Raw genomic sequence first — 25,529 nt, forward strand, 5'->3', positions numbered from 1 at the left:
ACCGATCAGGGCCGGTCGAGGGCCGGGTTCAGGTCTGCTCCGGGCAGACCGCCTGGTCGCCGGTGACCACCGGGATCCGGTCCGGCCGGTCGGGCTCCTTGGCCCGGACCGGCCGGACGTCGGTGAAGTCCGTGCCGAGGAGCACCTTCATCAGCGGCCCCTGGCCGGCCACCGGCCGTAGCTCGGCGCCCGGCAGGGCGGTGGCGAGCGAGCGGGCCGAGCGGTCCCAGCGCGGGTCGTAGGTGATCGTCGTGTGCCCGACCGCGGGCGGCGGGGCGTCGAGGGGCAGACCGGTGGTGAGGAATCCGGTGGCCCGCAGCGCCTGGTCGGCGCCCCGGGCCAGCCCCGGGCGGCCGCTGGCGTTGAGGACCTGGACCCGGATCCGCTCGGGGGCGACGTCGACGGCCGCGGCGTGGGGCTGATTGCCCTCGGCGGGCGGCTTGGCGTCCTGGGTGCGGTGCGGGGAGCCCGCGCCGGCGCCCACGGGCCGGTCCTCGCGCAGGGCCTGGAAGAGCTTGCCGGCCGCCGCGTCGTCCCAGCGCACGGTCGAGCCGACGTTCGGCACGGGGTAGTCCGCCACGGCGATCGGCACGGACATGAACTCGGTGGAGGCGGGGCTCAGATTCCGCATCGCCCTGCCGAGGTCCACGAGCTCGTCGGTGCCGAAGCCCCGGTCGGCGCGGACCGAGCCGACCACGGAGGAGGCGACCTCCTGGAACTTCACCGGGTTCAGCAGCACCCCGCCGTCGGCGGCCTTGTGCATCAGCGAGGCGAGGAACCGCTGCTGCCGCTGCATCCGGCCCAGGTCGGCGGCCCCGTCGAGATGGCGGGAGCGCACGTACTGGAGGGCCTGGCCGCCGTCGAGGTTGCTGGTGCCGGCGGGCAGGTCGAGCCCGGAGTAGGCGTCCCTGAGCGGCCGTACGGTGCACACCCGTACCCCGCCCACCGCGTCGACGGTCCGCATGAAGCTGGTGAAGTCGACCTCCATGTAGTGATCGACGTGCAGCCCGGTCAGCCGTTCCACGGAGCGCACGGTCAGCCCGGGGCCGCCCTCGGCGTAGGCGGCGTTGAGCTTCTGCGGATGGGCCGGGCGCACCCGGCCGAACTCGTCCGTGCGCTCGGGGATCTCGGTGTAGGTGTCGCGCGGCAGGCCGACGACGGTGGCCCGTTCGCGGTCGGCGGAGAGGTGCACCAGCAGGATCGTGTCGGTGCAGTGACAGGCGGTGCCGCCCAGGCGGTAGCGCCTGCGCTCGTCCTCGGTGATCCGGTCGCGGCCGTCGGTGCCGACGAGCAGGACGTTCATGCCCCGGCCGCCGTCCGGCCGGTTGGACAGGCCCTTGAAGGCGTCGACCCGGCCGATCCCGCCGGAGAGCCCGGAGACCACCGCGTGCCCGATGCCGCTCGTGCCCAGCACGGCCACCGCGGCGATCGTGGCCAGCCGCATCCCCCAGCGCGGGGGGCGCGGGGTGCGGTGGCGGGCGTTGGCCGGGCGGGGGGCGGAGGAGCGGGCCGGTGCGGTCACTGGGGGACCTCCGCGGGGATCGGGCGGCGAGCCGGGGACGGGTGGGGACGGGTGTGACGCTTCCCTCGCCATGCGGACACAACGTAGGCCCATACGATGATCTGCCTGCGGCCCCACGCCGTCCGCGCCCGCTCCGCCACCCGGGCGGGGCGGAACCACGTCCCCCATTGGCGGTAACGTGGCCGACGTTTCCGTCGTCCGCCGGGTGGTGATCCCGACCCCCGTACCCCCGAGGAACCATGCGCGATCAGCAGCTGCCAGCCGTTTCCGTGATCATGCCGGTGCTCAATGAAGAGCGGCATCTGCGCACCTCCGTGCGGCACATCCTGGAGCAGGAGTATGCCGGTGAGCTGGAGGTGGTCATCGCCCTCGGTCCGTCCACGGACCGTACGGACGAGATCGCCGCGGAGCTCGTCGCGGAGGACTCCCGGGTCCATACGGTGCCGAATCCCACGGGCCGCACCCCCGCCGCGCTCAATGCCGCGATCAAGGCATCACGTCACCCGATCGTGGTACGCGTCGACGGGCACGGCATGCTCTCGCCGGACTACATCGCCACCGCCGTGCGGCTCCTGGACGAGACCGGCGCGCAGAACGTCGGCGGCATCATGCACGCCGAGGGCGAGAACGACTGGGAGATGGCTGTCGCCGCCGCCATGACCTCGAAGATCGGGGTGGGCAACGCGGCCTTCCACACCGGTGGCCGGGCCGCCCCCGCCGAGACCGTCTACCTGGGCGTCTTCCGGCGCGAGGAGCTGGAGCGGCAGGGCGGCTACAACGAGGAGTTCATCCGCGCCCAGGACTGGGAGCTGAACTTCCGGATCCGTGAGGCGGGCGGGCTGATCTGGTTCTCCCCGGAGCTCAAGGTCTCCTACCGGCCCCGCCCGAACGTCCGGGCGCTGGCCAAGCAGTACAAGAACTACGGCCGCTGGCGCCATGTCGTGGCCCGCTACCACCAGGGCTCGATCAACCTGCGCTACCTGGCGGCCCCGGCCGCCGTGTGCGCCATCGCGGCGGGCGTCGTGGTGGGCGCGACCGTCAGTCCCTGGGGCCTGGTCGTGCCGGCCGGCTACCTCGCGGCGATCACGGCGGGCTCCGTCCCGGCGGGCAAGGGCCTCCCGGCCGGCGCGCGGCTGCGGATCCCTCTCGCGCTGGCGACGATGCACATGTCGTGGGGCTACGGCTTCCTCACCAGCCCGCGCTCCCTGGCCAAGAAGGTCATCGCCAGCCGTCGCGTCTGACGGGGGCGGGGGGCCGAGAGGCTTCGAGGGGGCGAAGCCCCCTCGAACACCCGCCTAGAACCGGTTGGCCGTGTTCACCTTCATGCAGGCCGACCGGTCGTCCCCGTTGAGCGGGTCCGAGCTCTCGGGCGCCTTGTTCTCGCCCGTCGGCTTGCCGGAGGGTGCGGTCGACGGCGTCCCCGACGCGTCGGGCGTCGTGGCCGGGTCGGCCGCCGCCGCGTCCGCCCTGGCGGCCGCGTCCGCCGGATACGCCGTCCCCGTACGCCAGTCCCCGCCCACGACCAGCGTGATCTGCCGGACCTCGGGGGAGTGCCGCACCGCCGAGTCCGGCAGCCCGAGCGCCTTGGCCACGGCGAGGGCGTCGGCGCGCTGCCCGGCCCTCGGATAGGTGATCGTGGTGTCCGCCTGCGCCCGCGGCGTGGAGTCGGCGGTCGCCTTGGCGAAGCCCTGCTTGACCAGGAACGCGGCGATGTCCGAGCCCCGTCCGGTGGCCGGCGGCTCCACCGCGGTGCCGGTGCCGTTGAAGACGGTGAGCGCGATGTCGTTCTTGCGGGCGGGCGGGGCGGTGGGCGCCGAGGCCTTGTCGTCCTTCTTCTTGTCCTTGCCGTCCAGGGCGATGTCGTTGCGCACGAGCGAGAAGAGCTTGTCGGCGTCGCCCGGCTTGGGTATCACATGCGCGTCCGGGTCCTGGGGGTCGGAGACCCAGGGCATCGTGGTCATGGTGATCCGGCCGGACGGCACCCGCTTGATGTCGTCGGCGAGGTCGTAGAGCTCCTTCACCGAGCCGAGGTCCTTGTCGACGGTGAGGGCCTTGGTGGCGGCCTCGGCCAGATCCGTGAGCTGGCCCGGGTCGCTGAGCTTGGTGCCGGACTTCAGCTGCCGGACCATCGCGTTCATGTACATGTGCTGCGCGTGGGTGCGGCCGATGTCGCTGCCGTCCTCGAAGCCGTGCCGGGTGCGCAGCCACTGGAGGGCCTGCTTGCCCTTGATGGTGTGGCTGCCCTTGGTCAGCTGGAGGCCGGACTTGTCGTCGCGCACATTGGCGTCCACGCACACCGGGACGCCGCCGACCGCGTCGGCCATGTTCACCACACCGGCGAAGTCGATCATCATGAAGTGGTCGACGGGGATGCCCGTGAGCTCCTCCCAGGCGGCGACCGTGCAGCCCGGGCCGCCGTTGGCCAGGCTGGTGTTGATGATCTGACGGTCGGTCGATCTGTAGACCTTGCCGCTGTCGGGGTCGGTGCACTTGGGGATCGTCACCCGGGTGTCGCGGGGGACGCTGATCACCGACATGTTGCTGCGGTCCGCCGAGACGTGGACCAGCATCTGGACGTCGGCGAGCGCCGGACGGTCGGCGTCGTCGCGGGCGCCGCCGAGCTCCTGGTTCTCCTTGCTGCCCCGGCTGTCGGAGCCCAGGAGGAGGATGTTCAGCGGGCGCTGGCCGGCCGCGTTGGCGGCGCTGCGGTCGAGCTGCTTGTCGCCGAGATTGAGCTTGTTCTTGCGGATGTTGTTGTTGAGGTGCTGGTAGTAGAAGTACCCGGCCCCGGACACCCCGAGGACGGTGACCGCGACACCGAGCGCGGTCCAGCGGGCTATTCGGCCGATGCGGCGCCGGGGGGCGCCGCCGGCCGTGTCGCCCGTGTCCGCGCCGGAGTCCTTCGCGGAGCCCCCGGAGCCCTTGGCCTTCGCGGCTTTCGGCGTGCTCTGCTCCGGGACGCCCTTCTTCGGAGAGCTCTTCTCCTCGGACCCCTCGGGGGAGTCCTGCTCGGGCGTGGTCTCCCGGGCGTCGCGGGACTTCTCTCCCCGCACGCCGCTGCTCTGCCGCATCGGGCCTCCCCTGGCTGGTGTCCGGCCCGATGGGCAGGCGTGTCGTACCTAATGAGTATTACTGCGTTATGAGATGCGAAAGCCCATTGTCAGGGTTCACTTGGCGCAGATGTTCTCATCGTCGGCTTCGACTTTCTGAATCCCCTCGGGTGCTGTCTTCGGGGCGGACACCGGGATGCCCACGCCCTTGAAGTCCGCGCCGAGGGTGAGCGTCATCTCGGCGGTGGGGGACGCGTCGGCCGTCGTCTGCTTCAGGGCGTCGACGGGGAGGCCCATGTCCTCCGCGAGGCGGCGCGCCTGGTCGGCCTGGTTGGGGGCGAACTGCAGCAGGGTTTTATCCTTTTTGCCCCCGGCGGCATTGCCGCCGTTGGTGGTGTGCGACATGCCCTTGCCGTTCTGCATCCAGGCGACGGTCTCCTGGGCGGCGCCCATCCGGCCACTGCCGTTGAACACCTTGACCCGGACCTTCGCGGGCTCGGCCTTCGGGCCCTGGAGCAGCGCCGCCTGCTTGGCGTCGGCCTGCTCCTGTGCCTTCTTCTCCTTCTCCTTCGCCTCGGTGAGGGAGACGTCCTGGCGGACCATGGCGAACAGCGGCTCCGCCTTGGCCTTGTTCAGGATCACCGTCTTCTTGATCTTGCCGTCCGCGGGGTTGTCGTCGACGGGGACGGTCGCGAAGGTGACGTTCTTCAGATTGACCTTCCTGAGCTCCTTGGCCAGGCTCGTCAGCTTGCTGATGGAGCCTATGCCCGTGTCGACGGTGAGCGAGTTGGTCGCGGCGTCGCTGAGTTCGTAGAGCTTCTTGGGGTTGGTCAGGGTGTCGCCGGACTTCATCTTCCGGAGCATCGAGCTCAGGAACTGCTGCTGGAGCTCGATCCGGCTGAGGTCGCCGCCGAAGCCCACGGAGTGCCGGGTCCGGACGAAGGCCAGGGCCTGCTCGCCCTCGACGGTGTGCCGCCCCTTGGCCATCTTCAGATGCGAGTCCTTGTCGTTGATGTCCTTGGCCACGCACACGTCGACGCCGCCGACCGCCGAGGAGAGCTCCTTGACGGCGTTGAAGTCGGCCATCATGAAGTGGCTGACCTTCAGGCCCGTCAGCTGCTCGACCGTCCGCCAGGTGCAGCCCGGGTCGCGGTCCTCCTGGCCCAGGCTCTCGTTGAAGCGCACGCCCTTGGAGCCGGGGATGGTCTTCGTGGAGCCGTTCTTCTGCTTGGTGGGGCAGTCCGGGATGTCCGTGATCATGTCGCGCGGGATGGACAGCGCGGTGGCGTTCGTCCGGTCCTCGGAGACGTGGAAGAGCAAGGTGGTGTCGGCGTGGCCGACGCTGCCGTCGTCGCCGTAGCCGGTGTTGCCCTTGCCGGAGCGTTTGTCCGTGCCGATGACCAGGATGTTGAGCGGGCCCTTGGTGATCACCCCGTTGTTGATACCGACGTCGATCTTGTCGATGTTGTCGTTGAGGTGCTGGTAGAGCAGATACCCGCCGACCGAGCAGACCACCAGCACCACGCCGACCGTGCCGCCGGTCCACATCAGGATCTTCTTCTTCCTGGCGGCCTTCTTCTTCGGCTTGGGGCGGCGGCGCCCGGTGGTCGTCGCCTTGGCCGCGGTGCCCCGGCGGCCACCGCCTCCCGTGCCGCGCTGGCCCGGTACGGTGCGGCCGCCACCGGGCTTCGGCCTGCCGGAGGCGGGCGGTCTGGGCGAGGTGCGGGGTGCCGCGGGACCCGCCTTCGCGGCGGAAGCTTCACGGGGCGCCGGCGCGGGCCCCCCGGCTTGATCGAGACGCAGCTCGTAGCTGCCCGTCTCGGGGTCGAACACCCACTGGTCGGCGGGGTCGATACCGCCCGCCCGCCCACGGCCTTGCGCGTCCACGGTCGCCTGAATCCTCCGTCGGTGCCACGCGGCGCCTACCCCCCTCGAGGCGCTCGGAGCGTCGTCTGTGCAATGCGCGGTCAACCCGGCGGTGCGCACCGGGTCGCTCACACTATCCGCCCAGTTCAGCGTCCAGCGACGCCCGTGACAAATTGCACTCCCCTACAACTGGGCAATCTGCCCAATCCCTTCGCGGAGAGGGATGCCGAGACGAACACGGAGACGAAAAACCGGTCGGGTCGTTTGACGGTTTTATCGCGTTTGTGGCGTTGAGTGGCGATCAGCCGCACAACCCGCGCGCCGCCGTGGTGCCCTGATAGGTCGGCGGGGCGGTGGAAACCGGCGAGGGTGCCGTGGTCGCGGGGGGCGCCTGAGGCATTTGGGACGCCATGGGGGCCGCCGACGAGGGGACGGGCACGGTCCGCGGGGCGGGCGTGGCCGGCGCCTGCGGGGGCGGTGCCACCGGTCCGGCGGGCGGCGCGGCCGACGCGGGGGGTGCGGGCGGCGCCTCGCCGCCCTCGCCCGTCCCGGTGCCTTCGCCCCCGTCCGGCCCCGGATCCCGCCCGCTTCTGCCCCGGCCGTGGCGGTCGTCACCCGGCTTGTCGTCGGCCGGGCGCACCCGCGCGTTCACCGACACCGGCCGGTCCAGCCGCAACTGACGGAACAACTGGTCCGCGTCGGGCTGGACGAGCTCGTCGCGCGCGCTGTTGAACGCGTACGGCCGCCGAGGGACCGTCAGGAACTGCACCCGCTCGGTGGGGATGTCCCGTACGGTGCGTACCAGGTCGTAGAGCTTCCTGAGCGAGTCCAGCCCCGAGTCCGTGGTCACCGACTTCGTGGCGGCGTCGAGCACCGGGTAGAGGCGGGCCGGGTTGAGCAGCAGGCCCTCGTCCCGCATGTCCCGCACCAGGGCGCCGAGGAACTTCTGCTGCCGCCCCATCCGTTCGGTGTCGCTGCCGTCGCCCAGGCTGTAGCGGGCCCGTACGTAGCCGAGGGCCTGCTCCCCGTCGAGTGTCTGGCGCCCGGCGGGCAGATGGAGCTTGGCCTCGCGGTCGTCCATGGGCTTGTCCAGGCAGAGCTCCACGCCGTCCATGGCGTCCACGAGGTTCTTGAAACCGTTGAAGTCCAGGACGATGTGATGGTCGATCCGGACCTGGGTGATGTTCTCGACCGTGCGGATGGTGCAGGCGGTGCCCGCGAGCTCGTACGCCCAGTTGAACTGCGCGAAGCGCTCGTTGGTGTACGTGCCGTCGCGCTTGCGGCAGCTGGGGATCGTCGCCATCAGGTCGCGGGGGAGGCTGACGGCGGTCGCGCTCTTCCTGTCGGCGGCCAGGTGCAGCAGGATCGTGGTGTCCGAGCGCTGGCTGCCGCTGTCCTCGCCGTACTTGCCGTTGCCGGAGCCGCTGCGGGTGTCGGAGCCGATGATGAGGATGTTCTGGGCGCCCCTCACCAAAGCGCTGGGCCGCTGCTTCTCCCAGCGACGCAGCTCCTCGGCGGTCTCGTCGTCGGTGGTGATGTTGTTGTTGAGCTGCTCGTAGAGCACCCAGCCCAGCCCCGCGACGACGAGCACCAGCACCGCCGCCACCGCCGCCAGCCGGCGCAGCCAGCGCCGTCGGCGGCCCGGCCCCCGGGGCGTCGGCGGCCGGTCGTACGGCTCCCCGGCGAAGGGGCCGCCCGACGGGCCGGACATGCCTGGACGGTTCACGGCTGCGCTGCGTCCCTCCTCCGAGGAGTCGGTGGCGTACGCGCCCCGTGGGGCCCGGCGTCCGGGTGCCGGCCGGGTGCCGGTGCCCGAGGGCACGTACCCCGATCATCGCCCGGACGCCGCGCTCCGGCAGCGTCTACAGGGCCGTCACGGTGACGCGCTCGCTCGCGCGCCGCTGGTCCAGGGCGTCGGCGGACAGCCGGTCGGCGTTGCGGCACAGCACGACGGAGCCGCCCGCCGCGAGCGGCGCGAACAGGCCCGCCGAGAGGCCCTCCCAGGTGTCGTACGCCAGCCCGGACAGCAGCCGTGAGCCGGCGCCGAGGCCGAGCCGGGTGGCGTCGGCGGCCGCCCGCTCGACGAGCTCCGCGCCGGTCAGCTCCAGCCCGTCCACGGCGAGCGCCGGGGCGGCCGCGTCCACGGGGGCGTACGGGGCGAAGCGGTCGCCCTGGCTCGGCACCTCGACGGCGTAGTCGGCGAAGCCCGCGGGGGCCTGGGGGAAACGGCCGCCGAGGGGGCGCAGGGCGAGCGCGATCCGCTCGCCGGAGCAGGCGCGCGCCGTCTCCAGCGTGTCCGGGCCGCTGACGACCAGGTCCGCGGCGGCCGGGTCGCCGCCCACGTCGGCGACCACGCCGACCGAGGAGCAGGCGAGCAGCCAGACGGCCGTCTGCCAGTGGGCGGGCAGCAGGAGCGCGAGACGGTCGCCGGGCTCGGCGGCGAGCTCGCCCTGGAGCAGATTGGCGGTCTTCGCCACCCAATTGGCGAAGGTGGCCACGGACAGTTCCACGCGCTCGCCGGTGGCGTCGTCGTAGAAGGTCACGAGCGGGCGGGCCGGGTCCGCGGCGAGCGCGGAACGCAGCAGGTCGGCGGGGGTGCGATCGGTGGCGTTCATCGGCGCCAGGGTACGCGGCGCACCGGGTGAGGGTCAGTCGGACGGAGGTGTCCCAAGGGGGCGTCGGGGCGCCCGTGGAGCCGACTCGCCGTCAGCGGATCAATGGACAGATTAGTACGTATATGTCCAGGATTTCTGGCATGCGTGGAAATCTCGTCCCCCCGGCCGCCACCCTCTGCGCCGCCGCCCTGACCCTGTCCTTCCTCGCCGCCCCCGCCTCCGCCACGCCCTCCGTGGCGATCCCGCCGCACCCCGCCCTCCCCCGGGCCGCCGCCCCGCCCAGGGTGCCGGGCGCCACGCACTCGCTGCGGCTCGTCCCGCTCGGCCCCCGCCACCGGGCGGTCGCGGGGCACGGCCGGGTGCGCGGGCCCCAGGGGCTGCCCGCCCGGGAGGTCCCGCCGTTCTCCCTGGTCGGCATCGTCTGGGACGACGCCACCACGGAGCTGCGCGGCCGGGCCCAGGTGCGCACCCGTCCCCTCGGGACTCAGCGCTGGTCCGAGTGGCAGGACGTCCAGACCCACGACGACGACCGCCCCGACCTCGACTCTCCCGAGTCCCGCGCCGGCACCCTGCGCGGCTCCACCGCCCCGCTGTGGGTGGGCGCCTCCGACGCCGTCCAGGTCCGGGTCAACCCCGAACCCGCGGCCGGGGGCCGGATCGCCGAGGGCGCCGCCCTGCCCTCCGGGATGCGGGTCGAGCTCGTCGACCCCGGCCACGACCCCGGGTCCACCCGCCCCCGGGGCGGCCGGGGCCGCTCCGCGCCGCCCCCCGCGCCCGGCCCCTCCGACGAGGAGGCCGCCAGCTCGGCCGCCAACTTCCCGCTGGCCCCGCTGGGCGCCACCGAGATCCCCGCCGTCGGCAGGCCCGAGTCGGCGAAGGACGTCGAGGCCACCCACGTCGACGGCACGAACGTGGCCGAGGGGCACCCGATCTCCGACGGCCACGGCGCCGCAGACCCCGAGGCCGAGCCCACGGAAAGACCCCAGCAGGGCGCCCCCGACAACGGCGCCGACAACGGCGACGGCGAGGGGAGCGCCGACGTCACGGACCCCGAGGCCGACCCCGACATCGACGCCGGCCGCTACGTCGGACCGCGCCCGCGCATCGTCACCCGGGCCGGCTGGGGCGCCGACGAGTCGATCCGCGAGAAGGGCTTCGTCTACAACAAGACCGTCCACGCCGCCTTCGTCCACCACACCGCCTCCGGCAACGGCTACGGCTGCGGACAGTCCCCCTCCGTCATCCGCGGTATCTACCGCTACCACGTGGTGAGCAGCGGCTGGCGGGACATCGGCTACAACTTCCTCGTCGACAAGTGCGGCACGGTCTACGAGGGCCGGGGAGGCGGTGTGGCGAAACCCGTCAGAGGTGCCCATACTCTCGGTTTCAATACCAACAGCATGGGCATCGCCGTGCTCGGGACCTTCGGAAGGAGCGATCCGTCCAGCGCCGCGCTCACCGCCGTGGCGACCCTCACCGCGTGGAAGCTCGGCCTCTACGGCGTCAACCCCGCCGGCACCGCGACGCTGGTCTCGGGCGGCGGCAATCTCTTCAAGAAGGGCAGCTCCGTAAGGCTCAGGGCCATCTCCGGACACCGCGACGGATACGCCACCGAATGCCCCGGCGACCAGCTCTACAACCGGCTCGGCACGGCCCGCTCCACGGCCTCCCGCCTCCAGGGACGCTGACCGGGCGCGGCCGGAACCGCACGTTCTGCGTACACTGGCCGCCGATCACGGCCCGGCCCCGGCAGGAAAGCAGAGACGACAAGGTGACTGAAGCGATCCTCCTGGTCGGTGGCAAGGGCACCCGGCTGCGCCCGCTGACGATGCACACGCCCAAGCCCATGGTTCCGGCGGCGGGCGTCCCGTTCCTCACCCACCAGCTGGCCCGGGCCCGGGCGGCGGGCGTCGACCACATCGTGCTCGCCACCTCCTACCTGGCCGAGGTCTTCGAGCCGTACTTCGGCGACGGCTCCGCGCTGGGCCTGCACCTGGAGTACGTCACCGAGGTCGAGCCCCTGGGCACGGGCGGCGCCATCCGCAACGTCGCCCACCGGCTGCGCTCGGCCCCCGACGAGCCGGTCCTGATCTTCAACGGCGACATCCTCACCGGCCTGGACATCGAGGCCCTGGTGGACACCCACCGCACGACCGGCGCGGACGTCTCCCTCCACCTCACCCGGGTCGCGGACCCCCGGGCCTTCGGCCTGGTCCCCACGGACGAAACGGGCCGCGTCCAGGCCTTCCTGGAGAAGCCCCAGACGCCCGAGGAGATCGTCACCGACCAGATCAACGCGGGCGCGTACGTCTTCAACCGCTCGGTCATCGACGAGATCCCCACGGGCCGCCCGGTCTCCGTGGAGCGCGAGACCTTCCCCGGGCTGCTGGCCGCCGGCGCCCACCTCCAGGGCATGGTCGACTCCACGTACTGGCTCGACCTGGGCACCCCACAGGCCTTCGTCCGCGGCTCGGCCGACCTGGTCATGGGCCGCGCCCCGTCCCCGGCGGTCCCCGGTCGCTGCGGCGACCGCCTCGTCCTCGACGGCGCCGAGGTGGCCCAGGACGCCAAGCTCACGGGCGGCACGGTCGTCGGCGCGGGCGCGCGCGTCGAGCCGGGCGCGATGATCGACGGCAGCACCGTCCTGGACGGCGCGGTGATCGAGGCGGGCGCCGTCGTCCGCGACTCCCTCGTCGGCGCCGGGGCGCGCATCGGGGCGCGTACGGTCCTGGACGGCGCCGTCATCGGCGACCGCGCCGAGGTCGGCCCGGACAACGAGCTGCGCGCCGGGGCCCGGATCTGGTGCGAGGCGCGGATCCCCCAGGGGGCGATCCGCTTCTCGTCGGACCAGTAGGGACCCAGTAGCCGGATCAACAGGCCGGCCCGGCGACGTACCCTGGCCGGATGGCCACCCGCACGTGGGCCCCGCCCACCGGCGGCCCCTACGACCTCGGACGCACCCTGGGCGTCCTCGCGCGCGGCCCGGGCGACCCGGCCTACCGCGTGGACGCGGACGGAGCGGTCTGGCGGGCGAGCCGCACCCCCGAGGGGCCCGGCACGCTGCGGCTGACCGCCCGCGCGGGCGAGGTCCGGGCCGAGGCGTGGGGCCCGGGAGCCGGCCGGCTCCTGGACGGCCTCCCCGCCCTCCTGGGCGCCGAGGACGACCCGGCCGCGTTCGTCCCCCGCCACCGGCTGCTCCACGAGTCCCACCGCCGCCACCCCGGCCTCCGGCTCGCCCGCACGGGGCTGGTCCTGGAGTCGCTGATCCCCTCGGTCCTGGAGCAGAAGGTCACCAGCGACGAGGCGTACCGGGCCTGGCGGCTGCTGCTGACCCGGCACGGCGAACCGGCACCGGGCCCTGCGCCCGCCGGCATGAGCGTGATGCCCTCTCCGGCGGCCTGGGCCCTCATCCCCTCCTGGGAGTGGCACCGGGCGGGCGTGGACGCCAAACGCTCGGCGACGATCGTCCGCGCGGCGCGGGCGGCGGCCCGCCTGGAGGAGGCGGCGGCCATGGACGACGCCCGCGCGGCGGCCCGCCTCCAGGCCGTCCCCGGCATCGGCCCCTGGACGGCGGCGGAAACGCTCCAGCGCAGCAACGGGTCGCCGGACGCGGTCACGACGGGGGACCTTCATCTGCCGCGGATCGTGGGCTACGCGCTGGCGGGGTCTCGCGGGGCGGACGATGCGGCGATGCTCGACCTGTTGGCCCCGTACGCGGGTCAACGGCACCGGGCGTGCCGCTTCATCCTGCTGACGGGGGTGACCCCACCCCGCCGGGCACCCCGCTTCGCGGTGCGGGACTTCAGCCGCATGTAACCCGGTTGCGGGCAATCGTCCCGCTGGGAGGTGCCCCCAGCCCACCGGGACGATTGCTCGCAAACCTAGCGGACCGTCACAAACGCCTCCGCATCCCGCGCGGCCCTCGCCGCCGCCGGAACCGCCGGTCGGCCGATGGCGACCGCCCCCATCGGATCCCAGCCCTCGGGGAGGGCGAGAACGTCCCGCACCACGTCAGGACAGAACATCGTCGACGACACCCACGCCGACCCCAGCCGCTCACTCGCCAGCGTGACCAGGAAGTTCTGCACGGCCGCCCCGGCGGCGACCACGAACATCTCGCGTTCGGCGGCGGCCCGCCGCGCGTCCCGGTAGGTGTGGGCGCCGTCGGTCACCAGGCACGGCACCGCCAGGTACGGCGCCTTGCGCAGCACGTCGCCCCGGCGCACGCGCCGGGCGATCCGGTCCTCGGAGAGGCCGTCGGCGCGGAGGTCCGCGATCCACGCGTCCCGCATGGCGTCCAGCAGCCGCGTCCGCGACTCCTCGGACTCCAGCAGCACGAACCGCCACGGCGTCGTGTGGTGCGGGGCCGGTGCGGTGACGGCGGCGGCGACCGCCCGGCGTACCGCGCCCGGGTCCACGGGGTCGTCGGTGAACTCCCGGACGGTCCGCCGCAGCGACACCGCCTCCTTCACGGCCTCCGAGGTCCCCAGCCGGAACATGTCGTCGACGGCGGGCCGCACCAGCCAGCTCGCACCCTCGTACGCGTCGTCCTCGTCGGCTTCGGTGACCACATGCGGCAGCCCGCGCACCACGGCCACCGGCAGGCCCCCGGCCTTGCCCTTGACCAGGTCACCGGCGGCGGCGAGCTCGTCGACCGTCGCCACCACCGTCGCGACCAGCGGATTGCCGTACGCGTCGACGCCGCCGCGCAGGTCGTCGGCGACCCGTACTCCCGCCGCGCCGATCGCGAAGTCCGTGACGCCCTTGCGCCAGGGCCGTCCGGCCGTGTCGGTGACGACGACGCCGACGTCCACGCCGAGCGCCTCGCGCAGGCCCTCGCGGATCCGCCGGGCCGAGGCGTCCGGGTCCTCGGGGAGCAGCAGAATCGTCCCGGCGCGGGTGTTGGAGGCGTCCACGCCGGCGGCGGCCATCACGAGCCCCAGCCGGTTCTCCACGACGCGCAGCGTGCCGCGCCGGGCCACGAGCCGTACGGTCTCGGCGTCGATCGCGGCCTCGCGGTCCTCGGCGGCGAGGATCCGGCCCTCGGCCTTGCTGAGGATCTTCGAGGTGACGACGAGGACGTCGCCGTCGGCGAGCCCGGGCATCCCCTCGCCCAGGGCGGCGCCGGAGATGAGCTTCGCCAGGTCGTCCCCGGGGCGCACCTCGGGGATGCCGGGCAGGGCCCAGACCCGGTACTCGGGGGCCGCGCTCACGCCCGTACCTCCTCGGCCAGGGCCAGCGCCTCGCGGGCCATGGCGGCGGTGGCGTCGACGTCGGTCATCATCAGCGGCACGGCCCGGCAGCGGATCCCGGCCTCCTCGACCTCGGCGACGGCGTCCGCGTCGACGGAGTCGACCAGCCAGCCGTCGAGCAGCCCGGAGCCGTAGTGGCGGGCCACGGCGGCGGCGGTGGACTCGACGCCGACGGCGGCGAGCACCTTGTCGGCCATGCCGCGCACGGGCGCGCCGCCGACGATGGGGGAGAGGCCGATCACGGGGGCCGCGGCGTCCGCGACGGCTTCCCGGACGCCGGGGACGCCCAGGATCGTGCCGACGCTCACCACGGGGTTGGAGGGCGGGAAGAGGACGACGTCCGCCGCCGCGATCGCCTCCAGCACGCCGGGCGCCGGCTTGGCCTGCTCCGCCCCGACCGGGACGATCGCGTGGGCGTCCACCGAGGCCCGCATCCGTACCCAGTACTCCTGGAAGTGCACGGCTTTGCGGGCGCCCGGCCCGCCCTCGGGGTCGTCGATCAGGACGTGGGTCTCGACGCGGTCGTCGCTCATCGGCAGCAGGCGTACGCCCGGCTGCCATCGCGCGCACAGCGCCTCGGTGACGGCGCTCAGCGGGTACCCGGCGGCGAGCATCTGGGTCCGCACGATGTGCGTGGCGAAGTCGCGGTCGCCGAGGCCGAACCACTCCGGTCCCACCCCGTAGGCGGCGAGCTCCTCCTTCACGGCGAAGGTCTCGCCGGCCCGGCCCCAGCCCTGCTCCTCGTGGATGCCGCCGCCGAGCGTGTACATCACGGTGTCGAGGTCCGGGCAGACCTTGAGCCCGAACAAGTGGATGTCGTCGCCGGTGTTGCCGATGACGGTGATGTCCGCGTCGGGGACTGCTGACATGAGGCCACGAAGGAAGCGGGCGCCCCCGATCCCGCCGGCCAGAACCACAATGCGCTGCATGGGCGCAGTCTTTCAGGAGCGCGCCCCCGTATTGAAGGGCGGGCCCGGGCGTCCCGTTCTAGCTCGTCACGACGGCGGACGGCCGTACGGCGGAGGCGCACAGCGGCGGCCGGTGCATCGGCATCTCGGTGAGCCCGGGGTAGTAGACGTGGAGGCTCACGGCCGGTTCGAGGGAGTCGTTGACGACCTCGTGGGCGTACCCGGGCGCGAAGACGCGCTGGGCGCCCGCTCCCAGCGCGCGGCGGGTGCCGTGCGCGGAGAGCTCCGCCAGTTCGCCGCGGAGGACGGTGAACACTCCGGACGACGGGCCGTGGTCGTGCGGCCCGCTGCCCTGGCCGGGCACCCAGCTCAGCAGCCAGACCTCGTAGCCGGGGCCGGTGCGCAGCCGGTGGTACCAGCGGGTGACGGCGTCGTAGCGCACCAGCGGGTCCCAGGAGGCGGTGTCGGCGGCGATGGCGCGGGCCAGGCCGGCGAATTCGGCGACGGTGGCGGGGTGGGCGGCGGGCGGCGGCATCAGGTGGGGGAGGGCGAGCGGGTCGCCGGCGATCTGGACGTCGCTGTTCATGGGGTGTGGATCCTCGGCGCGGGTGCCGGGTACGGCGCTGGAGCGCGCGTACGCACGGCAGGAGCGATCAGAGACAGGGAGAAGCGGGGGCTGCGACACGGCAGCGAGGGTGATCCCGGGTGAGGGAGATCAGCTGGAGCTGGAGGAGCCGGGAACCGGCTTCGGTCGCGTCAACAGCTGGAACAGCGACAGCGCGCCTGCGCAGCACAGCGGGACCCGTAGGCACGGGTCAGGCTGAGGTTCCCCGGGGCGGAGGCCAGGGGGAGGGAGGTCGCTGGCATGTCACCAAGGAGACCGGCTCTTCCGCGCCTCTGTCAACCGGGTGTCCGTTTTGGGGGGATCTTTCACCCGTGTGGTTACTGATTGGAGTGAAGGGTTTGCTTGCCGGTGTGTATGGACACCGGACGGGCGACCGGGGTCGTCAGGATCGGGTGCAACGGGTTCGCCGCAGGTGGCGTCCTTCTCCCCGAGGCCCTCCGAGGCGGGAGGGCCCCCATCCCGGACCGGGTCGGAAGTGGCTTTTGTGGCGACTGGTAGATGTGTCCACTCTTGAGGTGGTTTGGCAACTTTCCGCGCGCCCTTGGTTCCGCAGAGTGAATAAGGGGCTCGATAGCAGATCCCGGCTTGACTGCCCCGGATCGGCGCACTTGTAATTTCACTCGTGTCGTTCTGCCGCACCTGACCACCTGACACGCGGCAGCACACGGGGACGCATTGACAGACGAGGGGCGCACATGACCGAGCTGTTCCAGCAACTGCTGGTCGAGGAGGCGGACGAGGAGCTCGGCTGGCAGGAGCGCGCATTGTGCGCTCAGACCGACCCCGAGTCCTTCTTTCCCGAAAAGGGCGGATCCACGCGCGAGGCGAAGAAGGTCTGTCTCGCCTGTGAAGTCCGTTCCGAGTGCCTTGAATACGCGCTGGCCAACGACGAACGCTTTGGCATCTGGGGCGGTTTGTCCGAGCGCGAGCGCCGCCGCCTCAAGAAGGCCGCGGTCTGAAGACCGCGGTCCAAGAGACCGGCGTCATGACCTGACGGGATGTCCTGTTCGAGGCCGGCCGGTCCACGGCCGGGCAAGAGGGCCGCGGAGCCGTCCGCTCCACCCACTCCCGCACCACGCTCCATACCGCACGGTCCGCCTCTCGCGCCCCGCAAGCGAGAGGCGGACCGCTGTGTTCACAGCCACTAGGGTGGGGGCCCGTCCTAGACGTACCGACGCCCTCCCCGGGTCCGCGCGCCCATGAGAGCGGGCGCTCACACGTCCATCGCAGTCTCCACTGAACCGGGGCCCGCACCTGCCATGTTCGACCCCACCATCCCCGCGCTGCTCGACCCGGCCCTCCCGCCCGCGTTCCCGCACCACGTCGTCACCGCCGTACTCGTCGCCCACGACGGCGCCCGCTGGCTGCCCGACGCCCTCGCCGGGCTGCTCGGCCAGGAACGCCCCGTCCAGCACGTCGTCGCCGCCGACACCGGCAGCGCCGACGACTCCCGCCGGCTCCTCGCCGACGCCCTCGGCGCCGACCACGTCCTCCACCTGGCCCGGCGCGCGGGCTTCGGCACCGCCGTCGACGAGGCCGTCCGTACGGCCCCCGTCCTGACCGCCGACGAGCTGCCCTACCTCCGGCGCTCCAGCGGCTGGGACCCCGCCGGCCGCACCTGGACCGAGGACGCCCCCGGCGTCGACCGCGCCGACCTCGAACCCGTGCAGTGGCTCTGGCTGCTCCACGACGACTGCGCGCCCGAGCCCGCCGCCCTCCACGAACTGCTGCGCGTCGCCGAGGCCGAACCGGACGCGGCCGTCATCGGCCCCAAGCTCCGCAGCTGGTACGACCGCCGCCAGCTCCTTGAGACCGGCGTCTCCATCGCCCGCAGCGGACGCCGCTGGACCGGCCTCGAACGCCGCGAACAGGACCAGGGGCAGCACGACCAGATCCGGTCCGTGCTGTCCGTCTCCACCGCCGGCATGCTCGTCCGCCGCGACGTCTGGCAGGAGCTCGGCGGCTTCGACCCCCGCCTCCCGCTCATGCGCGACGACGTCGACCTGTGCTGGCGGGCCCACGCCGCCGGCCACGGCGTCCTCGTCGCCCCCGACGCCGTCCTGCGCCACGCCGAGGCCGCCTCCCGCGAGCGCCGCCCCGTCGACTGCGCCGGCCGCAAGCCCGCCAACCCCCACCGCGTCGACAAGGCCGGCGCCGTCTACACCCTCCTCGCCAACACCCGTGGCGCGCTCCTGCCGTACGTCATGCTCCGGCTCGTCATCGGCACCCTGCTGCGCGTCCTCGGCTACCTCATCGGCAAGGCGCCAGGGCAGGCCCTCGACGAATTCGCCGGATTCGCCGGTGTCCTCCTGCGCCCGGGGCGCGTCCGCGCGGCGCGCAAACGACGCGGCGAGCCCCGGATCGCACCGGCGGAACTCCGGCCGCTCTTCCCGCCCCCCGGCGCGACCGTCCGCGCCACCCTCGAACAACTCGCGAGCGACGTCGGCGCCCGCACCGACGACACGGCACCCTCCGCCGGACGCCACGGCGGCATCGTCGAGTCCGGCCCCGGCGGGGACGACGCCGACTACCTGGAGATCGAGCAGTTCGCCCGGCTCAGGCGCCTCGCCCGCAAGCCCGCGCCCGTCCTCTTCACGCTCCTGCTCCTCGTCTCCGCCCTCGCCTGCCGCGACCTGTTCGGCGGCGGCGCGCTCTCCGGCGGCGCCCTCCTGCCCGTCCCCGAGCACCTCTCCGACCTCTGGTCCGCCTACACCGACGGCTGGCACCCGGTCGGCGTGGGCAGCACCGAGAACGCGCCCCCCTACCTCGCCGTCCTCGCGACCCTGGCGACGCTCCTGCTCGGCTCCCCCGGCATCGCCCTCACCCTCCTGCTGGTCTGCTCGGTCCCGCTGGCCGGGCTCACCGCCTACTTCGCCGCCCGCCCCCTCATCGACTCCCGTCCGCTGCGCGCCTGGGCGGCCGTCGCCTACGCCTTCCTGCCCGCCACCACCGGCGCCCTCGCCACCGGCCGGCTGGGCACCGCCGTCCTCGCCGTGTTGCTGCCGCTCCTGGCCCGCGCGGCGGTGGAGGCCGCAGGCCTTCGAGGACGCGGTGCGCCGGGCACGCCCCCCACATGGCGCGCCTCCTGGGCGTACGCCCTCCTGCTCACCGTCACCACCGCCTTCACCCCCGTGGTGTGGCCGGTGGCGGTGCTCCTGGGCATCACGGCGCTCGCGCTGAACTGCGTCCGGGGCGGCGCCGGCCGGGCCGCGGCCGTCCACGGCCCCCGGCTCCTCGCCGTGGCCGCCACCCCCGTCCTCGTGCTCGCCCCCTGGTCGCCGGGGCTCCTCACCCACCCCGCCCGCTTCCTCGCCGAGGCCGGACTGGCCTACGGGCACGGCACCGCCGGCCCCCTGCGCCTGCTCACCGCCGACCCCGGCGGGCCCGGCACCCCGGGCGCCCTGCTGTTCGCCGGCGTCGTCCTGGCCGCGCTCGCCGCCCTGCTCCGCGCCGACCGGCGCCCGGCGATCCTGACCGCCTGGACCGTCGCGCTCACCGGAATGCTCTGCGCCGCCCTGTGGGGGCACCTCCCAGCGGTAGCTGGGGGACGCTCGGTCTGGGCCGGGCCGGGCACCCTCCTCTACGGCCTCGCCCTGATCGCCGCGGCCGCCGTGGGCGCCGAGGGCGCGCGGGAGCGCGTCGCGGCGCGCAGCTTCGGCTGGCGCCAGCCGGTCGCCGTCCTCGTCGCGCTGGCCGCCGGGGCCGCCCCCGCCGCGGCCGCCGTCGTCTGGGCGACGCACGGCGCCGCCGGACCGCTGGAACGACGCGACCCGGTGCAGGTGCCCGCGTTCGTGGCCGAGGAGGCCGGCACCCGGGACCAGGCCCGCACCCTGGTCCTCGGCGGGGACACCGGCCGGGTGACGTACACGCTGGTCCGCGGCGACGGCGCCCGGCTGGGCGACGCCGAGCCCCTGGCGGCCGCCGGCCGGGAGCGCGAGCTGGACGCCATGGTGGCCGCGCTCGTCGCGGGCTCCGGCGCCGACCAGGCGGGCCGCCTCGGCGACTACGCCGTCGGCTACGTCCTCGTCCGCGACAGCGCCCCCCGCGCCATGGCCCGCGTCCTCGACGCGACCCCTGGGCTGACCCGGCTCGGCAAGGAGGACCACAGCTCCCTCTGGCGCGTCGACAGCCAGGTCGCCCGCGTCACCATCGTCACCGGAGCGCGACAGCCCGACGGCACCCGTGCCACCGCCCCCGTGCCCGTCGCCGCCGGGCCGGTGACAGCCGGCGCCACCGTCCCGGCCGGGCCGGGCGAACGGGTCCTGCGCCTGGCCGACAAGGCCGCGCCGGGCTGGCGGGCCACGCTGGACGGACGGGCCCTCAAGGCCGTCACCGTCGACGGCTGGGCCCAGGGCTTCGCCCTGCCGGCCCGGGGCGGGAAGCTGTCCGTCACCTACGAGACCCCTGGGGCGCGGACCGCCTGGCTGTGGGCCCAGGGGCTGCTCGCCGCCGTCCTGGTCGTACTCGCCCTGCCGGGCCGCCGCCGCGAGGTCGACGACGACCTGCCGGAGGACGGCGCCGCGGCGGCAGCGCCCGTACCTGCCCAGGCCGGCCCGGGGGAGGGGCGCCGCGCCCGCAGGTTGCGCGCCGCGACGGCCGCGACGGACGGCGACACCACCCGGCCCGCGACCCCCGAGCCCGCTCCGGCACCCGAGGCCGTTTCATACGATCCCTACAACTCGTACGAGCAGCAGCCGGCCGTGGCCGACGCCGATCCGTACGCCGCCGTCCCGCACCAGCAGCAGTACGCGGAGTGGGACCAGGCCCAGGGGCAGGGGGCCTACGGACAGCAGCAGCCGTACCAGGAGAGCGGCTACGCGACCGGTTACGACACCGGGTACGGAACCGGCTACCCGCCCGAGCAGGGTGCCGGTCAGGGTCCCGGCCACGACGGCACCCACCCCGGGCAGGCGCAGTACCCGGCGGACCCCTACGCGGGCGGCGCGCACGACCCGTACGGTTACGGGCACCGGCCCTACGACACGACGTACGGCGGGGGCGAGGGGCCCCACCGTGACGGGAGCCAGCAGCAGTGAACCGCACCACCCTGTCCCTGTTCGCCACGACGGCCGTGCTCGCCGTCGTCGCGGGTGTCGCCGCGCTCAACCCGCCGTCGGGCGACAACGCGGGCACGCGGCCCGCCGGCCGGATGCCCGTGCAGCGCTCGACCCTGCTCTGCCCGGCGCCGACCTCGTCGGACGTGGCGAGCACGACGTACACCGCTTTCACGCCACCCGGGAAGGGCGCAGCGGCGGCCGGGTCCACGGCGGATCTGCTGCCCGCGGCGGGCCCGGCGCGTACGGACGCCAAGAAGGACGATCCCAAGAAGGACGATCCCAAGAAGGACGCTTCGAAGGACGCCGCGAAGGACGACAAGAAGACGGACGGGAAGGCGGACGGGAAAAAGGCCGAAACCGATCCGGGTAAAGCCGTCCTGTCGCTGAAGGAGCCCGGCAAACCCGTCACGGCCACCACGGAGCGCTCCGACGCCCCCGCCCTCCTCGGCTCGGCCACCGGGCCGCTGGCTCCCGGCTGGACCGCGCAGCAGACGACCACCGTCGCCGCGGGCAGCGGCCGCGGGCTGCACGGCGTCTCCTGCGTGCCGCCCGACACCTCCTTCTGGTTCCCGGGCGCGAGCACCGCCAAGGGGCGCCAGGACTACGTCCATGTGTCCAACCCCGACAACTCGGCGGCCGTCGTCGACCTGGAGCTGTACGGCCCCGACGGCCGGATCAAGGCCCCCTCCGGGGAGGGCGTCGCCATCCCGCCCCGCTCCACCGTCCCCGTGCTGCTGTCGTCGCTCACGGACGCGCCCACCGAGAACCTCACCCTCCACGTGGCCGCCCGGTCCGGCCGCGTGGGGGCGGCGGTGCAGGCGTCCGACGACAAGGCCGGCGGCGACTGGCTGGCCCCGGCCGCCGACGTGTCGGCGGGCGCGGTGCTGCCCGGCATCCCGGCCGACGCCACCTCCGTACGTCTCATCGCTTTCGCGCCCGGCTCGGACGACGCCGACGTCACCGTGCGGCTCGCCGGCGCGAGCGGCTCCATCAGCCCGGCCGGACATGAGTCGCTGCACGTCAAGAGCGGCATGACCACGACCGTCGACCTGGGGGACCTCACCAAGGGCGAGGCGGGCTCCCTGCTGCTGACCGGCGCGCACGGCAGCGGCACGGTCGTCGCCGCGCTGCGCGTGACGCGCGGCAAGGACGACAAGCAGGAGACCGCCTTCATCCCCGCCACCGCCGCGATCGAGGCCCGAGGCACCATCGCCGACAACCGCGCCAAGGCGAGCACGCTGTCCCTCGTGGCCCCCTCCCGGGACGCCCAGGTGACGGTGACCACCTCGGCGGGCAGCGAGGGCGGCGCCCCGGTCGGCAAGTCCTACACGGTCAAGGCCGGGACCACCCTCACCGTCGAACCGCCCCGGCCCGCCGACGGCAAGGGCGTGTTCGCGGTGACCGTGGAGAAGGTCTCCGGCGGCCCCGTATACGCCTCGCGCATGCTGGCGCTGCCCAAGGACGGCGTCCCGATGTTCACGATCCAGCCGATTCCGGACGACCGGTCGACCGTGGCGGTCCCCAAGGCCGAGCAGGACCTGTCGATGCTGAACGGCTGACGGGACGGCCCGCCCACAGGCCCCGCCCACAGGCCCCGCCCGCAGGCATGGGCCGATGGGCGGGCTAGTCCTGCCCGTAGCGCGGGTCGACCGACTCGGGCGCGAGCCCGAGCAGCTCCGCCACCTGCTCCACCACGACCTCGTGAACGAGCAGCGCCCGCTCGTCACGCGTTTTGGTACGGATCTCCACCGGACGGCGGTAGACGACGATCCGGTCCGGGTCCTCGCCCCGCGCGGCGACGTACCGCCCGAGGGGCACGGTCTCGCCGTCCAGGAGCGCCTCCAGCGGATCGTCGCCGGGCCCGGTGCCGGGCTCGGCCGGCACCTCGTCGACCAGGAACTCGACGGCCGCCAGCTGCGGCCAGAGCCGCTCCAGCCGCTCCGCCGAGTCTTGGACGAGGTCGACGAAGGCGTCGGCCCTGCTGGCCGACAGCGGCACCTGCGGGGGCGCGATCGGACCGCGCATGCCGCGTCCATGGCGGTCGCGGCGACGTGGCCTGGGCCCGGCGGGACCGGGGGTGTCCCCGGCGGCGGCCGGAGGAGGTACGGGGCTGTCCATCACACCCGAGGGTATCCGCCGGCCGGCCGTATGCGCGGGGTAGCCGCCCATCTCCCGGCATGTCGCCCGATGAGCGTTCCGGCCATGTCTGCGATCAATTGCAGCCACCCGCGGGATCGGCGTTCCCATGCCGAATGACACTATGTGTACCCGCTGGTGACAGTTTTCTTTGTCACCGGATGCCTGTTCCCCCGGTCCCGACGGGGTCGACCAGGCCGTTCGACAACGCTGTCCACGGCGCGAGCCGGGACGACACGGAGGAGTGAGCCGGGGGTGAGTCGTCGCGGCCCGCTCAAGAGTGCGGTACCGTCCAACCTCGTGAGCCCTGTACGTCGCTGTTCGCGCACCGCGTGCGGCCGCCCGGCCGTCGCGACGCTGACGTACGTCTACGCCGATTCGACCGCCGTCCTCGGCCCGCTCGCCACCTACGCCGAGCCCCACTGCTACGACCTGTGCGCCGAGCACTCCGAGCGGCTGACCGCGCCGCGCGGCTGGGACGTCGTCCGTCTCGCCGTCGCCAGCGGCCCCGCCCGCCCCAGCAGTGATGACCTCGAAGCACTCGCCAACGCCGTGCGCGAGGCCGCGCGCCCCCAGGAGCGCCCGGCCGGTCCGGGCGCCCTCCCGGGCGCGGTCGCGCCGACGGGCCGGGGTGCCGACCCGATGGAGGTCGCCCGCCGAGGCCACCTCAGGGTCCTGCGGTCCCCCGACTCCTGACGGCTCGTACGGGCCCCCGCCCTTCGCGCGTGGTCCGGGCCGACGGTGACGACAGGTAGGTTTGGTGTCCCGTACCGGACTCCAGGAGGGGTTGGCTGTGGCTGATCTGTCGCAGATCGTGAAGGCGTACGACGTGCGCGGCGTGGTCCCCGACCAGTGGGACGAGTCCATGGCCGAGCTCTTCGGCGCAGCCTTCGCCCAGGTGACCGGCGCGAGCGCGATCGTCGTCGGCCACGACATGCGCCCCTCCTCCCCGGGCCTGTCCCGTGCCTTCGCCCGCGGCGCCGCCGCGCGCGGCGTGGACGTCACCGAGATCGGCCTCTGCTCGACCGATCAGCTCTACTTCGCCAGCGGACAACTCGACCTGCCCGGCGCGATGTTCACCGCCAGCCACAACCCCGCGCAGTACAACGGCATCAAGCTGTGCCGCGCGGGCGCCGCCCCCGTCGGGCAGGACACCGGCCTCACCGAGATCCGCACCCTCGTCGAGGGCTGGACGGAGACCGGCGCCCCCGAGCCCGCCGCCACCACCGGCACCATCACCTCGCGCGACGTCCTCGACGACTACGCGGCGCACCTGCGCTCGCTGGTGGACCTCAAGGGCGTCCGCCCCCTGAAGGTCGCCGTCGACGCGGGCAACGGCATGGGCGGCCACACCGTCCCGACCGTCCTCGCCGGGCTGCCCGTCGACCTCGTCCCGATGTACTTCGAGCTGGACGGCACCTTCCCCAACCACGAGGCCAACCCGCTCGACCCCAAGAACCTCGTCGACCTCCAGGAGAAGGTCCGCGAGACGGGCGCCGACATCGGCCTGGCCTTCGACGGCGACGCCGACCGCTGCTTCGTCGTCGACGAGCGCGGCGAGCCCGTCTCCCCCTCCGCGATCACCGCCCTGGTCGCCGCCCGCGAGCTGGCCAAGCACCCCGGCGGCACGATCATCCACAACCTGATCACCTCGTGGTCCGTGCCGGAGGTCGTCGCCGAGCACGGCGGCAAGGCCGTCCGCACCCGCGTGGGCCACTCCTTCATCAAGCAGGAGATGGCCCGCACCGGCGCGATCTTCGGCGGCGAGCACTCCGCGCACTACTACTTCCGCGACTTCTGGAACGCCGACACCGGCATGCTGGCCGCGCTCCACGTCCTCGCGGCCCTCGGCGGCCAGGACGGCCCGCTGTCCGGCCTCGTCGAGCAGTACGACCGCTACGCCGCCTCCGGCGAGATCAACAGCACCGTCGCCGACCAGGCCGACCGCGCCGCCGCCGTCCGGGCCGCCTACGAGACCGCCGACGGCGCCACCCTGGACGAGCTCGACGGCCTCACCGTCGCCACGGCCGACTGGTGGTTCAACCTCCGAGCCTCCAACACCGAGCCCCTCCTCCGCCTGAACGTGGAGGCTCGCGACGCGGAAACGGTGACCCGGATCCGGGACGAGGTTTTGTCGATCGTCCGCGCGTGACCGGGGGCCCAGGGGCGGAGCCCCTGGGAAACGGCGAAGGGGCGGGTCAGGGGAAAATCCACCGCCCACGCGACTACGCTGACACCACAGCGCAACAACCCCCGAAGGGAAAACCCATGCCGCTCGAAGCCGGTCTCCTGGAGATCCTCGCCTGCCCGGAGTGCCACGCCTCCCTCCGCGAGGAGACCCCCTCCGAGGACACCCACGAGCTGGTGTGCGAGAGCCAGGGCTGCGGCCTGGCCTACCCCATCCGCGACGGCATCCCCGTCCTGCTCGTGGACGAGGCCCGCCGCCCCGCGTAACAGCGGCGTCCGACGGCGGGCGAGCCCGCGACCCCGTACCCCAC

The 25,529-nt window shown here is 73.6% G+C and carries 19 protein-coding genes; 10 read left to right on the top strand and 9 right to left on the bottom strand.

All coding sequences use genetic code 11. The features are described 5' to 3' along the window. Positions 1-28: 28 nt before the first annotated feature. A complete protein-coding gene (locus AB0E98_RS25840) occupies positions 29-1,594 on the bottom strand; it encodes an LCP family protein (RefSeq protein WP_361706788.1) in 1,566 nt (521 codons plus the stop codon). 167 nt (positions 1,595-1,761) lie between these two features. Between AB0E98_RS25840 and AB0E98_RS25845 the strand changes: the two genes are divergently transcribed. Then, complete coding sequence (locus AB0E98_RS25845) at positions 1,762-2,763, top strand: glycosyltransferase family 2 protein (protein ID WP_361706790.1); 1,002 nt, start codon at positions 1,762-1,764, stop codon at positions 2,761-2,763. Positions 2,764-2,817: 54 nt separating this feature from the next. Here the strand turns inward: AB0E98_RS25845 and AB0E98_RS25850 are convergent, their stop codons facing one another. From AB0E98_RS25850 to AB0E98_RS25865, 4 genes are all read right to left on the bottom strand, one after another. Continuing rightward, complete coding sequence (locus AB0E98_RS25850) at positions 2,818-4,593, bottom strand: LCP family protein (protein ID WP_361706793.1); 1,776 nt, start codon at positions 4,591-4,593, stop codon at positions 2,818-2,820. Between the two features lie 96 nt (positions 4,594-4,689). Beyond that, positions 4,690-6,459 (bottom strand): LCP family protein, encoded by a 1,770-nt coding sequence (locus tag AB0E98_RS25855; protein ID WP_361706795.1) that lies wholly within the window; start codon positions 6,457-6,459, stop codon positions 4,690-4,692. A gap of 280 nt (positions 6,460-6,739) precedes the next feature. Then, complete coding sequence (locus tag AB0E98_RS25860) at positions 6,740-8,149, bottom strand: LCP family protein (protein ID WP_361706797.1); 1,410 nt, start codon at positions 8,147-8,149, stop codon at positions 6,740-6,742. A gap of 151 nt (positions 8,150-8,300) precedes the next feature. Further along, a complete protein-coding gene (locus AB0E98_RS25865) occupies positions 8,301-9,053 on the bottom strand; it encodes a TIGR03089 family protein (protein ID WP_361706800.1) in 753 nt (250 codons plus the stop codon). A 140-nt stretch (positions 9,054-9,193) separates the two neighbouring features. Here AB0E98_RS25865 and AB0E98_RS25870 point away from each other — a divergent pair, with 140 nt between their 5' ends. The 3 genes from AB0E98_RS25870 (at position 9,194) to AB0E98_RS25880 (ending at position 12,869) form a co-directional block, all read left to right on the top strand. Continuing rightward, on the top strand, positions 9,194-10,741 hold the full coding sequence (locus tag AB0E98_RS25870) for a peptidoglycan recognition protein (RefSeq protein WP_361706803.1): 1,548 nt from the start codon (positions 9,194-9,196) through the stop codon (positions 10,739-10,741). Between the two features lie 83 nt (positions 10,742-10,824). After that, positions 10,825-11,907, top strand: coding sequence for an NDP-sugar synthase (locus AB0E98_RS25875; RefSeq protein WP_361706806.1), 1,083 nt, complete (start codon positions 10,825-10,827; stop codon positions 11,905-11,907). A 50-nt stretch (positions 11,908-11,957) separates the two neighbouring features. Further along, positions 11,958-12,869 carry a DNA-3-methyladenine glycosylase 2 family protein gene (locus AB0E98_RS25880; protein ID WP_361706809.1) on the top strand — a complete coding sequence of 304 codons (912 nt, stop codon included), beginning with the start codon at positions 11,958-11,960 and terminating at the stop codon, positions 12,867-12,869. 65 nt (positions 12,870-12,934) lie between these two features. Here AB0E98_RS25880 and AB0E98_RS25885 read toward each other — a convergent pair whose 3' ends face one another. From AB0E98_RS25885 to AB0E98_RS25895, 3 genes are read right to left on the bottom strand one after another with little or no spacing between them, the layout of a single operon-like run. Next, entirely contained in the window at positions 12,935-14,266 is a 1,332-nt protein-coding gene (locus AB0E98_RS25885; protein WP_361706812.1) for a coenzyme F420-0:L-glutamate ligase, read from the bottom strand. Next, on the bottom strand, positions 14,263-15,234 hold the full coding sequence (gene cofD, locus AB0E98_RS25890; RefSeq protein ID WP_361706815.1) for a 2-phospho-L-lactate transferase: 972 nt from the start codon (positions 15,232-15,234) through the stop codon (positions 14,263-14,265). The genes AB0E98_RS25885 and cofD overlap by 4 nt, the downstream gene beginning before the upstream one ends. Before the next feature lie 58 nt (positions 15,235-15,292). Next, a complete protein-coding gene (locus AB0E98_RS25895) occupies positions 15,293-15,799 on the bottom strand; it encodes a cysteine dioxygenase family protein (RefSeq protein ID WP_361706818.1) in 507 nt (168 codons plus the stop codon). Positions 15,800-16,533: 734 nt separating this feature from the next. Here AB0E98_RS25895 and AB0E98_RS25900 point away from each other — a divergent pair. From AB0E98_RS25900 to AB0E98_RS25910, 3 genes are all read left to right on the top strand, one after another. Beyond that, the gene (locus AB0E98_RS25900) at positions 16,534-16,797 is read left to right on the top strand and encodes a WhiB family transcriptional regulator (protein WP_004952403.1); all 264 of its coding nucleotides are present in this window, start codon (positions 16,534-16,536) and stop codon (positions 16,795-16,797) included. Positions 16,798-17,097: 300 nt separating this feature from the next. Further along, positions 17,098-20,874 (top strand): glycosyltransferase family 2 protein, encoded by a 3,777-nt coding sequence (locus AB0E98_RS25905; protein WP_361706821.1) that lies wholly within the window; start codon positions 17,098-17,100, stop codon positions 20,872-20,874. Continuing rightward, positions 20,871-22,454: a DUF5719 family protein gene (locus AB0E98_RS25910; protein ID WP_361706824.1), complete on the top strand. Its 1,584-nt coding sequence runs from the start codon at positions 20,871-20,873 to the stop codon at positions 22,452-22,454. The genes AB0E98_RS25905 and AB0E98_RS25910 overlap by 4 nt, the downstream gene beginning before the upstream one ends. A 64-nt stretch (positions 22,455-22,518) precedes the next feature. On the opposite strand, the gene AB0E98_RS25915 is transcribed toward AB0E98_RS25910, so the two are convergent. Further along, entirely contained in the window at positions 22,519-23,013 is a 495-nt protein-coding gene (locus AB0E98_RS25915) for a metallopeptidase family protein (RefSeq protein ID WP_361706826.1), read from the bottom strand. Positions 23,014-23,286: 273 nt separating this feature from the next. Here AB0E98_RS25915 and AB0E98_RS25920 point away from each other — a divergent pair, with 273 nt between their 5' ends. The 3 genes from AB0E98_RS25920 (at position 23,287) to AB0E98_RS25930 (ending at position 25,485) form a co-directional block, all read left to right on the top strand. After that, on the top strand, positions 23,287-23,727 hold the full coding sequence (locus AB0E98_RS25920; protein WP_361706828.1) for a DUF3499 domain-containing protein: 441 nt from the start codon (positions 23,287-23,289) through the stop codon (positions 23,725-23,727). Between the two features lie 97 nt (positions 23,728-23,824). Beyond that, positions 23,825-25,183 carry a phosphomannomutase/phosphoglucomutase gene (locus AB0E98_RS25925; protein WP_361706830.1) on the top strand — a complete coding sequence of 453 codons (1,359 nt, stop codon included), beginning with the start codon at positions 23,825-23,827 and terminating at the stop codon, positions 25,181-25,183. Positions 25,184-25,299: 116 nt separating this feature from the next. Further along, entirely contained in the window at positions 25,300-25,485 is a 186-nt protein-coding gene (locus AB0E98_RS25930) for a Trm112 family protein (RefSeq protein WP_361706832.1), read from the top strand. Positions 25,486-25,529: the final 44 nt, after the last annotated feature.

The organism is Streptomyces sp. NPDC037389 (assembly GCF_040636475.1).
GTDB classification, from domain to species: domain Bacteria; phylum Actinomycetota; class Actinomycetes; order Streptomycetales; family Streptomycetaceae; genus Streptomyces; species Streptomyces hesseae.

Excerpts from the sequence above, each read along its gene's own strand:
- AB0E98_RS25840 (WP_361706788.1), bottom strand. The coding sequence starts at position 1,594 with ATGGCGAGGGAAGCGTCACACCCGTCCCCACCCGTCCCCGGCTCGCCG.
- AB0E98_RS25880 (WP_361706809.1), top strand. The coding sequence starts at position 11,958 with ATGGCCACCCGCACGTGGGCCCCGCCCACCGGCGGCCCCTACGACCTC.
- AB0E98_RS25905 (WP_361706821.1), top strand. The coding sequence starts at position 17,098 with ATGTTCGACCCCACCATCCCCGCGCTGCTCGACCCGGCCCTCCCGCCC.
- AB0E98_RS25845 (WP_361706790.1), top strand. The coding sequence starts at position 1,762 with ATGCGCGATCAGCAGCTGCCAGCCGTTTCCGTGATCATGCCGGTGCTC.
- AB0E98_RS25850 (WP_361706793.1), bottom strand. The coding sequence starts at position 4,593 with ATGCGGCAGAGCAGCGGCGTGCGGGGAGAGAAGTCCCGCGACGCCCGG.
- cofD (WP_361706815.1), bottom strand. The coding sequence starts at position 15,234 with ATGCAGCGCATTGTGGTTCTGGCCGGCGGGATCGGGGGCGCCCGCTTC.
- AB0E98_RS25865 (WP_361706800.1), bottom strand. The coding sequence starts at position 9,053 with ATGAACGCCACCGATCGCACCCCCGCCGACCTGCTGCGTTCCGCGCTC.
- AB0E98_RS25870 (WP_361706803.1), top strand. The coding sequence starts at position 9,194 with ATGCGTGGAAATCTCGTCCCCCCGGCCGCCACCCTCTGCGCCGCCGCC.
- AB0E98_RS25900 (WP_004952403.1), top strand. The coding sequence starts at position 16,534 with ATGACCGAGCTGTTCCAGCAACTGCTGGTCGAGGAGGCGGACGAGGAG.
- AB0E98_RS25930 (WP_361706832.1), top strand. The coding sequence starts at position 25,300 with ATGCCGCTCGAAGCCGGTCTCCTGGAGATCCTCGCCTGCCCGGAGTGC.
- AB0E98_RS25860 (WP_361706797.1), bottom strand. The coding sequence starts at position 8,149 with ATGTCCGGCCCGTCGGGCGGCCCCTTCGCCGGGGAGCCGTACGACCGG.
- AB0E98_RS25915 (WP_361706826.1), bottom strand. The coding sequence starts at position 23,013 with ATGGACAGCCCCGTACCTCCTCCGGCCGCCGCCGGGGACACCCCCGGT.
- AB0E98_RS25895 (WP_361706818.1), bottom strand. The coding sequence starts at position 15,799 with ATGAACAGCGACGTCCAGATCGCCGGCGACCCGCTCGCCCTCCCCCAC.